The organism is Kitasatospora sp. NPDC032150 (genome assembly GCF_055579945.1).
This window is the reverse complement of sequence record NZ_JBVIMH010000001.1, coordinates 403,384-415,405: the sequence shown is the minus strand read 5'-3', so window position 1 is coordinate 415,405 and position 12,022 is coordinate 403,384. Positions and strand designations below refer to the sequence as shown.

The following is a 12,022-nucleotide window of genomic DNA, read 5'->3' as shown; positions in this document are numbered from 1 at the left end:
GGCGCGGGTGGACCCACCACCAACCGGCTGAGCATCCCCCCCACCACCCCCCCCCCCCCCCCCCCCCCCCTCCCCCCCCACCTCCCCCCCCCCCCCCCCCCCCCGGGACCGGCCGGGCGCCGGGTCAGACGGCGGCGAAGAGTCCGCGTCCGAGCCAGTCGGCGTTGTCCCTGACGCCGGGCAGCGCGAAGAAGTAGCCACCGCCGGTGGGCGAGATGTAGTCGACCAGCGGCTCGTCGATGAGCCGGGTCTGGGTGGCCTCGAACTGCCGGACCACGTCCTGCTGGTAGCAGCAGAAGGCCAGACCCATGTCGAGGTCGCCGACGCTGTCGATGCCGCGGTCGTAGTTGAAGCCGCGGCGCAGGATCCGCGAGTCGTCGGTCTTGTCGGTGCGCGGGTTGGCGAGCCGGATGTGCGCGGTCAGCGGGATGGCGTTGCCGTCCGGGTCCTTGGCGTAGTCCGGCGCGTCGGTCTCCTTGGCGCCGTCCAGCGGAGCGCCGGTGTCCTTGCGGCGGCCGAACATCTTCTCCTGCTCGGCGAGCGAGACCCGGTCCCAGAACTCGACCAGCATCCGGATGATCCTGATGACCTGGTAGCTGCCGCCGACCGCCCAGGCGGGCTCGCCCATGCCCTCGGTGACCCACACCAGCTTGTCCATCGCCCGGGAGGAGGTGGTGTCCGGGTTGGCGATGCCGTCCTTGAAGCCGAGCAGGTTGCGCTGGGCACCGTCGGGGCGGCTGGAGCTCTGGAAACCGTCGATCCGCCACTTGATCTGCATCGCGCCGCGGGTGTGCCGGGCGATGTCGCGCAGGGCGTGCAGCACGGTGTCCTGGCTCTCCGCGCAGATCTGCAGCGAGAGGTCGCCGTGCAGCTCGGCGTCGTTCAGGTTGTCGTTCGGGAAGGTCTTCATCGGCGCGAGCTTGACCGGCTTCGCCTTGGCCAGCCCGAAGCGGTCGTCGAAGAGCGAGGCGCCGACGCCGACCGTGACGGTCAGGTTGTCGGCCGGCAGCACCGGGCCGAGGATGCCGCTGTCGGAGGGCGGTGCGCCGACGCCGAGGTCCTTCGGGGTGCCGCCCCCGGTGAGGAAGCGGATCCGGTCGGTCAGGGTGTGGAACAGGTCCTCCAGCGCCTCGCGGTCCTTGGCGACGACGTCGCAGGAGACGAAGATCGCGTGGCCGGGGGCCGGCGTGGCGATGCCGGCCTGGTGCTCACCCTGGAAGGGGACGGTCCTGGTCTTGGGCCGGTTCGGGCTGTCGGCGGTGGCCGGGGTGGCGCCGAGGGTGAGCGCACCCCCGGCGACGGCGGCGGCACCGGCGCCCGCGCCGAGTGCGGCCTTGACGAAGCTGCGGCGGTCGGACCCGCCGAAGCGGAAGGGGCAGGAACCGGTGACAGCGGGCTGGTCGGTCATCAGGCGGCCTTCCGGATTTCGAGCAGGGTGGGGACGTTGGCGAGGTCTTCGAGCAGCTGACCGGTGGCTCCGTTCAGCTGGCGGCGGGCCGTGGGCGCGAGCTGCGCCACGGGGGTCCAGCTGCCGTCCGGACGGTGAGCGGCGCCGAGCAGGCCGTTGAGCTGGATCATGCCAGCGTCGATCCTGGTCAGCAGCTCGGGTGCGCGCGACTGGAGCAGCGGCTGAAGGACCGTCAGCAGTTCCCTGGTGCCCGCGACATTGGCCTGAGCGGTCGCCAGGTTGGTGCCGCTGCCCTGGTCGGTGTCCCCGGTGAGCTCGAACTGGAGGGTGTTCTCGAGGATCTCGTGGGTGCGCAGCGGGAGGTCGGTGGGGTCGAACTTCTGGGTGGGGAAGGCCTTGCCGAGTCCGTCCACGTCACTCACCAGCCGGTCGACCACGGGGGTGAGGTCGGCGGCGCTCTGGTTGTGCCACAGGCCGTACTCCAGGCGGAGGAAGCCGGCGAAGTCCTTGTCCTGCGCCTTGTCGGCCAGGCCGTCCGGACGGCCGTCGATCTTGCCGTCGAAGTCGGCGAAGGTGCCGTAGGCGGCGCCGAGTGAGGCGTACTGGGTGTGCGCGGTGACCCAGTCGGTCCGGGCGGCGTCCAGGTTGCCCGCGTGGATGTCCGACTGCAGCTGCTGACTCTGGGTCAGCAGGGTGGCCAGGTTCTTGGTGACGTACTCCTTGTACGCGGCGAGCGGGGCGTCGAGATCGCCCTCGGCGACCGGGACGACGGCCTTGACCTCGGTGCCGCCGGTGACGTGCACGCTCGCGGAGGTGACGGACTTTCCGCCGGTCGGGACACAGCGCCAGGCGTAGTCGCCGGAGCCTATGGTGGCGATCAGCGCGCGGGTGGTGCCGGGGGCCAGTCCCTCGATCTCGCCGTAGACGGCGCCGCTGCCCGGGTTGATCAGGTAGACCTCGGAGGCCTTGCCGCCGGTGTTGTGCATCTGGAAGACCTGCCGGCCGGGCTGCGGTGCGGCGAACCCCTTGCCGCAGTCCTCCTCGGAGACCGAGACGGTGGAGCTGCTGGCCGGCTTGCCGTCGCTGACCGCGATCACGGCGCCCGCCACCACGGCGGGGACGGCGACCAGGGCGACCGGGGCCAGCCAGCGCGGACGGCCACCCTGGGCGGGAGCGCCCTTCGGGGCGCTTGGAGCCGGCTCCGAAGCCACGGGGGTCCCGGCCTCGGCAGCCTCGGTCTCAGCCGACTCGGTCTCAGCCGACTCGGTCTCAGCGGTGTCCGCCTCGGCCTCGGCGGGCTTGGCCTCAGCGGGCTTGGCCTCAGCGGTCATCCGGACGCCCTGGACGAAGAGCGTCATCACGATCGACAGGTACGCCACGTAGGCCAGCACCTGAACGACCGTCATGGTGACGGTCAGGTTGAGCACGCCCTGCACCAGCGTGGCGTACCAGGACGAGGCGTCGACGTGCTTGCTGACGTCGAAGGCGTACGCGGTGCCGCCGCCCAGCACGCCGGACTCCTGCAGGTCGCGCAGGCCGTAGCTGAGCACGCCGGCCGCGATGACGATCAGCACCGCACCGGTCCAGGTGAAGAACCTGGTGAGGTTGATCCTCAGCACCCGGCGGTACAGCGCCCAGCAGAGCCCGGTGGCCAGCACCAGGCCGATCGCCGCGCCGACCACCGGCCCGGTGGACTCGTTGGCGGTCTGGATGGTGCTCCACAGGAAGAGGGAGGTCTCCAGACCCTCCCGGCCGACGGCCAGGAAGCTGGTGAGGATCAGCGTGCCGGCACCCATGGCGAGCGCGGCGGTGACCTTCTCGCGGATCTCCGAGGACAGGTTGCGCGCGGACTTGCGCATCCAGAAGACCATCGCGGTGACGAAGCAGACCGCTATCAGGCTGAGCGTGCCGCCGAAGGCCTCCTGGGCCGGACCGGAGAGCTTGGCGGCGGTGAAGGTGAGCACCGAGCCGAAGCTGAGGGCCAGCGCCACGGCGGCCGCGACCCCGGTCCAGACCTGCGGCAGCCGGGCCTTCTGGCCGGAGCGCACCAGGGTGGCGACCAGGATGGAAACGATCAGCCCGGCCTCCAGCCCCTCGCGTAGGCCGATGAGGAAACTGGGAAACGCGTCGTCCCACATGTCGAGGACTCTCCTCCCCGGGACCGGCCCCGGCAGTGCCTGTACTCAGAAGCGACGCCCCGGACAGGAACTGTCCAGGGCGCGGACTTAGCTTAGGCGTGCCTTAGTAATGGGCGGGTCAAGCGATTCTGGGAGAATGGCAAAACCTGAGACGGGCTCGGCTCCCGGTGCAGCGTCAGCCAGGCAGTCCCCTCAGTGCCTCGGGTCCTGGGCAGCCGGGACCATGGTGCGGACCAGCTCGAAGGTCCGCACCCGGAGGTCGAAGTCGGGGCAGACGGTGTTGATCGCGAGTTCGTCGGGAGCGTATGCGGCGATCAGGGCTCCGAGCCGATCGGCGACCTCCGCGGGAACGCCGGTCAGCAGCGACATGCTGTCCGGGCTCGGTGGGGGTGCGGTGGGCCCGAGGGCACGGAGTTCCTCCCAGGACGGGAGAGTCTGGCGGTCCGACGGGGCGGCGGCCCAGGCGAGGACGGAGCGCAGCAGCCGGACGTCCTGGGGGTCGTCCGCGCAGGCCACCCGGACGGCGATGCTGACGCGCGGGGTCACCCCGAGCGGGCCCGGGCGGAAGCTCTCGCGGTACAGCTCGACGATCTCCGGCCGCGGGATGCCATGGGCGAACTGCGCGAGGCAGAACGGCAGCCCGTAGTGGGCGGCGAGCCGCGCCCCGCCGCCACCGGCGCCGGTCAGCCACAGTTGCGGCGGAGTGGACTCGGGCAGTAGGTCCGTGCCGGCGGTGACGTGTGCCAGGAGGTGCTTGAGCTTCTCCTGGTAGGGCGCCTCGCCCTCCCGCGCCAGCAGCCGGGTGATCACATCGTCCGCGCCGGGACCGCGGCCGATGCCGAGGTCGATCCGGCCGGGGTGGAGCCGTTCCAGGAGGTTGAACGTGGTCGCCACCTTCAACGGCGCGTAGTGGGGCAGCAGTACCGAGGCGGCGCCCACCCGGATGGTGCTGGTCGCGGCGGCGGCAGCGGTGACCAGCACCTCGGGCGAACCGCAGCCGCTTGTCGCGCCGTGGTGCTCGGCGATCCAGAAGCGGTCGTACCCCAGGCGCTCGGCCGCCACGGCGAGTCGGACCGACTCCCGGGCGGCGCCGGCCGGGCCGGTCGCGCCGAAGACCGGCACCTGGTCGAATGCGGTGAGTTTCATCATCGGGCTCCCGTCCCGGCTCCCGCCGCGGATTGGTACCCGGCGGTCTGCGCTTCGTACATCTGCGCGTACAGGCCGCCGAGGCTCATCAGTTCCTGGTGATCGCCGTCCTCGACCAGCCGGCCGCGGTCGAAGACCAGCACCCGGTCCGCGCGCAGCACGGACGAGAAGCGGTGGGCGATCAGCAGCGAGACCCGGCCGGCCGAGGCTGTGGTCAGGGTGTCGAGCAGCTCGGCCTCGGTGATGGTGTCGAGCGCGGCGGTCGGCTCGTCCATGACCCTGACGCTCGCCGAACGTGCCATGCCCCGCGCGATGGCCAGTCGCTGCCACTGGCCGCCGGAGAACTCCACGCCGCCCGTGAACACCTTCCCCGCCTGTGTCTGGTAGCCCTGCGGGAGGGAGGCGATGTGCTCGTGCATCCCCACCTCGCGAGCCGCGGCCTCGACTCGCCCCTCTCCCTGATCGGTCTCGTGCACCAGGCCGAGCGAGATGTTCTCGCCCACCGAGAGCTGGTACTCGACGTAGTTCTGGAACACGTAGGAGACGCGGTCGCGCAGGCTGTCCAGCCGGAAGTCGGTGAGCGGGACGCCGTCGACGAGGATCGAGCCCTCGGTCGGCTCGTAGAGGCGGCCGAGGAGCTTGCCCAGGGTGGACTTCCCCGCGCCGTTGAGGCCGACGATCGCCGTCACCTGGCCCGGCTCCAGCGTGAACGAGACGTTCTCCAGGGCGCGCCGCTCGCTGCCGGGGTAGCTGAACGACACCCCGCGGAACTCGACTCCGGCGACGAGGTCCTGAGGGAACGTCACCTCGCCCTGAGGGGGCGGCGTGTGCCCGAGGGCGAGGAACTCGTTCACGTTGCGCAGGTAGAGCTGGTTCACATACATTCCGGACACCGCACCGAAGAGCTGCTGCATGCTGCCCTGCAGCATGCCGATCGCCTGGATCACCGCCAGCAGTCCGGCCACGTGCCGGGCGTCGCTGCCGATCAGGACCGCCGTGGCCTGCGCGGAGACCGTCAGCACCGCGGTCGCGATCACCATCGGGATGGCCAGGCGGAAGTTCCGGTTCGCCAGCCGCAGGTCCGCACCGACGATCCCGGCCAGCAGTCGCCGGTGGTTGGCGTGGACCACCGGGGCGAGCCGGAAGGCCAGCACCTCCTTCATCGAGTTCGGTTGGGAGGCCAGGTGCTGCCAGTAGTTGAGCCGGCGCCGCTCCTCGGACCTGCTGTGCTCCAACGCATGGGTACGGCGGCCCTGCAGGATCTGTGCGAGCACGGTGGGGAACGGGGCGAGCATGGCCAGCAGCGCGACCCGGAAGTCCAGGGTCCACAGGATCGCGCCGACCGAGCCGAAGGTGACCACCTGGGTGGCCGCCTGCACCAACTGGGCGAGCATCATCCCCGGTCGGAACGCCACTTCCCGGACGGCTCGTTGCAGCGAGTCCTGCACGCTCGGGTCCTCCACCTCGGAGAGGGTGAAGAGGGTCGCGCGGCTGATGATCTCGTCGGACATGTGGGCCGAGAGCCAGCTCTGACAGCGCTGCACGGCCCGGCTCTGCAACAGGGACAGCACCTGCGAACCGAGGCCGAGCAGGGACAACAGGGACAGGCAGACCAGGATGCCGCGGACCTGCGGGTCGGAGCCGCCTGCCGCGCTCAGCAGCGCCGTCGCGAGCGCTGCCGTGAGTTTGACCTGACCGGCCGGCAGGACGCCGATGACCAGCGATATCAGAGCCAGCTGCGCGGTCCCGGCGCGGTCGCCGCGCCAGGACCGGCTCAGCAGGACCAGCCCCGGTCGCGGCGCTTGCGCCAGCCGCCGGTGCCAGAGGCGCGGGTTCACCGGGTCCGCCCCGCCGCCGGCGCACCATCGGCCGTGGCGACCCGGTCGAGTAGCCGCCGCCACATGCCGTAGGCGGCGTCCTCCCGCTCGCGCCGCAGGCCCATCCGGTTGCAGTGCATGTGGAACAGGCTGCGCAGGATGGATTTCCGGTCCGACCAGAGTTCGCCGGCCTCGGCGAGCTTGGCCACCTGGGCGGTGTACCCGGCTCCCCCGGACTGCCAGGCGGCCCGCACCTGCCCGAGCGCCGCCGCCTCACCGCCGGGGGCGGTGTAGCCCTGCCAGAGGCGACGCGCGACGGCCCGGTACTCCACGCCACCGGCCTGGGAACCGGCCATCGACCGCACCAGGGCGTGCCGCTCGGCGAAATCGGGTACCAGGACCCGGCCGACGGTTTCGAGGCTGAGCGCGGTGAGTGCGGTCCGGTCCAACGCGGTCTCGCCCGCCTGCGGCGGCGCGGCGAGGTGCCGCAGCAGGGCCAGGGTCGCCGCGCTGTCCCGGCAGAACAGCTCCTCGGCCGCGTCGATCAGGTCGGGGCCGCCGTAACGCTCGATCTCGCGGCGGTACGTCTCGAAGGTGACGTCCGTGATCCGGCCCTCGACGGCCAGGCCGTGGGCCCACTGCCCGACCTCCCCCAGCAGTTCGGCGGCCCGGGCCGGATCCGCGGCCCGGAAGCGCAACCGCAGGTGCGGAGCGGGATCGCCGTACCGGAGGTAGAAGGAGTGGCCCGCGAGGCGGCGGTCGGCCAGCGAGCGCGTCAGCGCCGTCACTTCCTCGAGCAGGAGGGCGTCCTGCGCGTCTTGCTCCACATACAGTTTGGCGTAGACCCACGGCCCACCGACCGGTCGCAACCGCTCGGCTTCGGTGATCCGCCTGCGCGCGACGGCCGCTGCCCGGGGCGCCTGCGCCTGCTGCCCGCGCACCACGGGGACCACGACCTCCGCGACGAAGGGGGCATCGGCCGCATCCCGCAGGAAGCCCTCCTCCGGGCCCGGCAACGCCTCGTCGATCTGCAGTAGGAAGGCCGCCGTGTCCCGGGCCGCGGCCAGCCGCAGTTCTTCCAGCGAGGGGGCGCTCTCCAGGTCGAGCAGAATCGTGTTGTCGCCTTGTGTCAGGAAGGCGAGGCGCGGCACGTTCCACTGCTCGCGCCAGGCCGCGACGGCCGCGCTGAAGGCCGTCAACGAGCCGGTGCAGCCGGCCGGCAGCTCGGAGGCTCGCAGCAGCCAGCGCGCGCGCTTCAGCACCAGGTCGCGCCAGACGACCCGAGGCAGGAACGGCATGCTGCCGGCCAGGCTGCCCCACTCGAACGACGAGACGCCGTGGAAGGCCGCCGAGGAGACGTCGAGCAGGAAGCGGCCGACGTTCGGTGCCATCAGTGGGTTGAGCATGGTGTGTTGGGTGACGTGCAGATCGCACCCGAGGACCGGGCTGTGCAGGTACAGCCGGCCCTCGCGCACGCCGACGACCACGTCCTCTAGCGCGATCACCTCATGCGCGGGCCGCCCCGGTGCCACGTTGAGCGGCAGCTCCAGCGCTCGTACCGCCGGGCGGACCGAGACGTTCGTGGCTCGGGCCTTCTCCGGCAGGTACGTCAGCTCCACCACCGCGACCCCGGGCAGCAGCGCCGCCTCCGCCTCGGCCAGCTCCTCCAGGCCCCGGCGCCCCTCCGCGCCGAGCAGGTCGTGGAACCGGGCGAACGTACGGCCGCCGTGCGCCACCGCCGTGACCACCCCGCGCCAGCCGGACCCCGGCGCCGTCGGCGGCACCATCTGCAGGTGTACGTCGATCGCGGGCCTCAGCGGCCGGTCGTCGGCGAACTGCCTCAGCTCGGCGATCCACCGCTCGTCCAGGACCACCTCCAGACCGCCGCGGCTGAGAGCGTCGGCGGCGAGCCGGTGCAGGACCGCGGCCCGGTCCTCCCTGCTCCGGTCGCGCGTGGTCATCGGCTGCAGCTCGAAGGAACGCGGCGGATTCTGATAACCGTTCGGCGCGCCCAGCCCGGTCTCCTCGGAGAGCACCTCCAGGACCGGTACCTCGGCGTGTGCGCCGTAGGTCTCGGTGAACGCCGTCGCGTAGTCGCGCAGCTGCCAGGGGTACTGGTAGACGTCGCCCACGGCGGCCAGGACCTCGGCGGCGTCCTCCGCCAGCGTCTGGACCTCCGCCGGCAGGACGGGCGGGGCAGAAACGTTCAACTGGGCGTCGACCCGCAACAGCGGTCCGGTGTAGTCCTCGCTCACCCGCCGCGCCAGCGGGGCGATCTGCTCCTGGAGAGCCTCCAGGGCTGTCACGTCACCGACGGCGTTGAACTCGGCCACCGCCGCCTCGACGGACGTCAGCGCGGCTGTCACGTCGCTGTCGTGGGCGGTCGCCAACCGGGCCGTCAGCGGCGGCTGTTCCGCCCCCTCCAGCAGGGCCGGCCGGTGCGCGGTGATCAGGAAGGCCAACTCGACCAGCTGGTCGAGAAGTGCGGTGACCTTCTCCAGCGGGACCGTCGGATACCGCAGCCTCAGCTCGTCCTGCAGCTCTCCGAAGGTCTTCGGTGTCCGGGCCGACTCCAGGACGAGCCGGACGGCCGGGGACCAGCGGACGGAGGCCGAGCGTCGCGACCCCTCGCCGTACGCGTCCGCCGTGGACAGCCAGGCCCGGCCTCGGCCACGGTGGATCAGGTCGTTGGTCCGAAGCTCCAGTTCGGTCCGGATCTGCGGCGAGTCGGTGACCGCCTTGAACAGGTGCAGCACCCAGCCCATGTCCGGCCTGGCCACGGCCGTGCTGATTGCGGGAACGCCGAGCCGGGCAGGCGGAGCGGCGAAGTCCGGTCCGGAGAACGTGCCCACCGCGACACCCGCCACCGTGCTCAGCGGGGTTGCCCGCATGCTCATCCGGTTCAGGTACCGGCCCAGGCTCATCATCACCCGTCGCCGGTCCCGGGCCGAGAGCGTATCGACACCCCCCACGGCCCGGGCCAGGTCCGGCGCCGCCAGCGAGATCGCCGAGCGGACCCCGGGCCTCGCCCACAGGTCCAGCAGACCTTGCAGGTAGCGGGCCTCCCACCCCGCCTGGTCCGCGCCTGCCGGCGCCGTCCCGGCGGCCAGCAGGTTCGTCAGCCCCCGGGTCGGCAGGGCCGGTGCGCGGAGCAGGAAGAAGCCCCGTGCGGCGTAGGTGCGGCTTCGCCCGGACTTCCGGTCGCTGGTCTCGGCGTTCCGACGGGTCACGCTCATTCCTTAGCTGTGCTTGGGCAACACTGTTACGAGGTGGGCGGTTCGGGAGCCGTGTCTGCGCCGTCGCAGTCTTCGGCCCCGGTCAGGCCGGGGTGAGGAAGAAGATCTCGTCCCATCTCGCCGCCTGCGGTGCGAGCGCCCCGCAGAGCGCGAGCAGTACGCCGGCCGCACCGTTGAGGAATCCCGGGTCGTCGACCAGCTCGCCGCGCGTCGGCTCGTCCGCCACCACGTACGGGCGGGCCTCGTCCGCCGTCGACAGGACGGCCCGGAGCGAGTCCTCGGCCATGGCCCGGAAGGACGCCGATCCCGTGACCGCATGGGCCCGCTGATAGACCGCCAGCAGTCCGGAGTGGCCGTGGCAGAGATTGGGCGAGAAGATGTACCGCTCGGTCGGCGCCCAGTCCACCACCCGCTGCAGGGCCCCGACCGCGGTCGCTTCGAGTGCGGTGTCGCCGAGCACCTTGGCCGCGTTCAACAGGGCGATGCCGATACCCGGAGCGCCGTAGCACCAGGCGGCGCGCGCGGACCGCCGGCCGAGCGGGGCGACGGGCAGCCCGGTCCCCTCCTGGGCCTGGAGGAGGTTGGGCCAGGCGGCGCCGGGCACGTCGTCCGTGAGCCGGTTCTCGACCAGCCAGGCCGTGGTCCGTGCGAGGTGTTCGGCCGGGCCGGAGCCGCCGATCCCGGCGTCGGCCGCGACGCACAGTGCCGAGACGATGCCCGGCATGCCGTGTGCGAAGCCCAGGTTGTACATCCCGTGCGGGGCCTGCTCCTCGTACCCCGGATAGGCCGAGTAGTAGTCCGGTGACGTGAACCAGCCGAACCGCTGCCGGCTGTCCGGCTCGGTCACCCGCAGGAGGTACTCCGTCAGCCGCTCGGCCGCGGTGCGGATCGGGTCTCCAGGCGAGGACTCCAGGGCCGCGCAGAGCCGGACCGCCGTGGCCAACTGGCCGGCCGCACCCGAGATGACGTCGAAGGCGGAGACCGGCAGCCCCTCCCCGGGTTCCGGTAGCGACTGGGCCGCGATCTGTTCGCCGAGCCGGGCGGCGATCCGATGCAGGGACGGCAGGTAACGGCGGTCGTGCGCCGAGAAGTCGAGCACGACGCTGGCGAAGCCCGCGGTGCCGCTGTAAAGGCCGGCCTCGGACAGCGGTCTCTCGGCGGTGGCCTGCGCGGAACGGCGGAGCAGGGCCTGGGCCGCGTCGAGCAGTCTGGGCTCGTCCAGCGCCTTTCCGGCATGCAGCAGCGACAGTGCGATCCCCGGGTAGCCATCAGCCAGGCTCGACCCGTCCGGCACGGACCCGTGCCCCGCTGACTTCTCCAGCGGCCCCACCGCCGCACCGGCGAACATCGCCAGCCGATCCGCCACAGCCCGGGCCACCTCAGCGGTCCTCACATCGAATTCCAGCACCGCCACCGCGGACTCCCCCAGATTCACATCAAAACGTGGCAGAATTCACCGAACGACTCGCCGAGCCCGGTTGCCGACAGTCCCCCGGAAAGCTCCCGACTTCCCCAAGGTTCCCGGCGCTGGACAGCGCCGGGAACCTCCTGCCTCAGGGCGAGTGCCGGCGGGCGATCAGCAGATCGTGGGGTAACCGATCGTGAACGGGCAGCCGCAGGAGTCGCCGCAGGACCAGCAGGTGCTGCCGATGCTCGCGAAACCCTGCGGCGTGGCGTTCTGCGGGGCAACAGCCACGCGGACATCGAGATCGAAGTCCTGCTCCATTTTTACCTCCACTTTGAATTCATATGTTCCCGCTCCCCCGGCCGGGCTCCAACGAATTCAGCGCGTGGGAGCGGCTCTGGAGGAATTTCTAGCACGCCACTCGAACGCGGCGGCCGATTAAAGCGATCAATTTCAGTCACAGCCAATGTGACCCAGCTCACAGCGGCTGGGAAGATGCGGGTCAGATCGGTGTTGACACGACCGGTGCAGCCACCAACATGGCCGGTTTCAACATTGCATCGATTCGAACTGACGACGAGAGATGTCCACCTTCAGCACTTTCGCGGCGTCTTGAATATTTCGGCCAGTTTACGGCGATCATTTCCAAATAAACTGCTTGCCGACACATCGCGAGCCGCCGGCCGGAGATGTGGTGGACGTTCGTCCCGTGCCGCCGAAGACCTCGGAAAACTCCATGGACGGGTACGGCCGCGTTATGGACGAGCCGGAACCACAAGGAGGAGGGCCGATGCCGGCACGGAGCCGGGCGCACACCGCGGGCGGCGGCCCCGGGGCGGCCGAGGGCGCCGAGAAGCCCCCTCCCCGGAGCG

At 71.4% G+C, this 12,022-nt stretch carries 7 protein-coding genes; all 7 read right to left on the bottom strand.

Going from position 1 to position 12,022, the window contains the following annotated elements; translation table 11 throughout:
- Nucleotides 1-124: 124 nt before the first annotated feature.
- The 7 genes from efeB to ACZ5ON_RS01750 all read right to left on the bottom strand — a co-directional run bounded on the left by efeB (nt 125) and on the right by ACZ5ON_RS01750 (nt 11,471).
- Nucleotides 125-1,408, bottom strand: coding sequence for an iron uptake transporter deferrochelatase/peroxidase subunit (gene efeB, locus ACZ5ON_RS01780; RefSeq protein ID WP_465583565.1), 1,284 nt, complete (start codon nt 1,406-1,408; stop codon nt 125-127).
- On the bottom strand, nt 1,408-3,546 hold the full coding sequence (efeU, locus tag ACZ5ON_RS01775) for an iron uptake transporter permease EfeU (RefSeq protein WP_465583560.1): 2,139 nt from the start codon (nt 3,544-3,546) through the stop codon (nt 1,408-1,410). Before efeU ends, efeB begins: the two co-directional genes overlap by 1 nt.
- A gap of 192 nt (nt 3,547-3,738) precedes the next feature.
- A complete protein-coding gene (locus ACZ5ON_RS01770; protein ID WP_465583557.1) occupies nt 3,739-4,692 on the bottom strand; it encodes an MsnO8 family LLM class oxidoreductase in 954 nt (317 codons plus the stop codon).
- Nucleotides 4,692-6,530, bottom strand: a complete 1,839-nt coding sequence (locus ACZ5ON_RS01765) for an ABC transporter ATP-binding protein (RefSeq protein WP_465583554.1) — start codon at nt 6,528-6,530, stop codon at nt 4,692-4,694. The genes ACZ5ON_RS01770 and ACZ5ON_RS01765 overlap by 1 nt, the downstream gene beginning before the upstream one ends.
- Nucleotides 6,527-9,739 carry a lantibiotic dehydratase gene (locus ACZ5ON_RS01760; protein ID WP_465583549.1) on the bottom strand — a complete coding sequence of 1,071 codons (3,213 nt, stop codon included), beginning with the start codon at nt 9,737-9,739 and terminating at the stop codon, nt 6,527-6,529. Before ACZ5ON_RS01760 ends, ACZ5ON_RS01765 begins: the two co-directional genes overlap by 4 nt.
- Before the next feature lie 88 nt (nt 9,740-9,827).
- Complete coding sequence (locus tag ACZ5ON_RS01755) at nt 9,828-11,111, bottom strand: lanthionine synthetase C family protein (protein WP_465583546.1); 1,284 nt, start codon at nt 11,109-11,111, stop codon at nt 9,828-9,830.
- 210 nt (nt 11,112-11,321) lie between these two features.
- Nucleotides 11,322-11,471 (bottom strand): FDLD family class I lanthipeptide, encoded by a 150-nt coding sequence (locus ACZ5ON_RS01750; RefSeq protein ID WP_465583543.1) that lies wholly within the window; start codon nt 11,469-11,471, stop codon nt 11,322-11,324.
- Nucleotides 11,472-12,022: the final 551 nt, after the last annotated feature.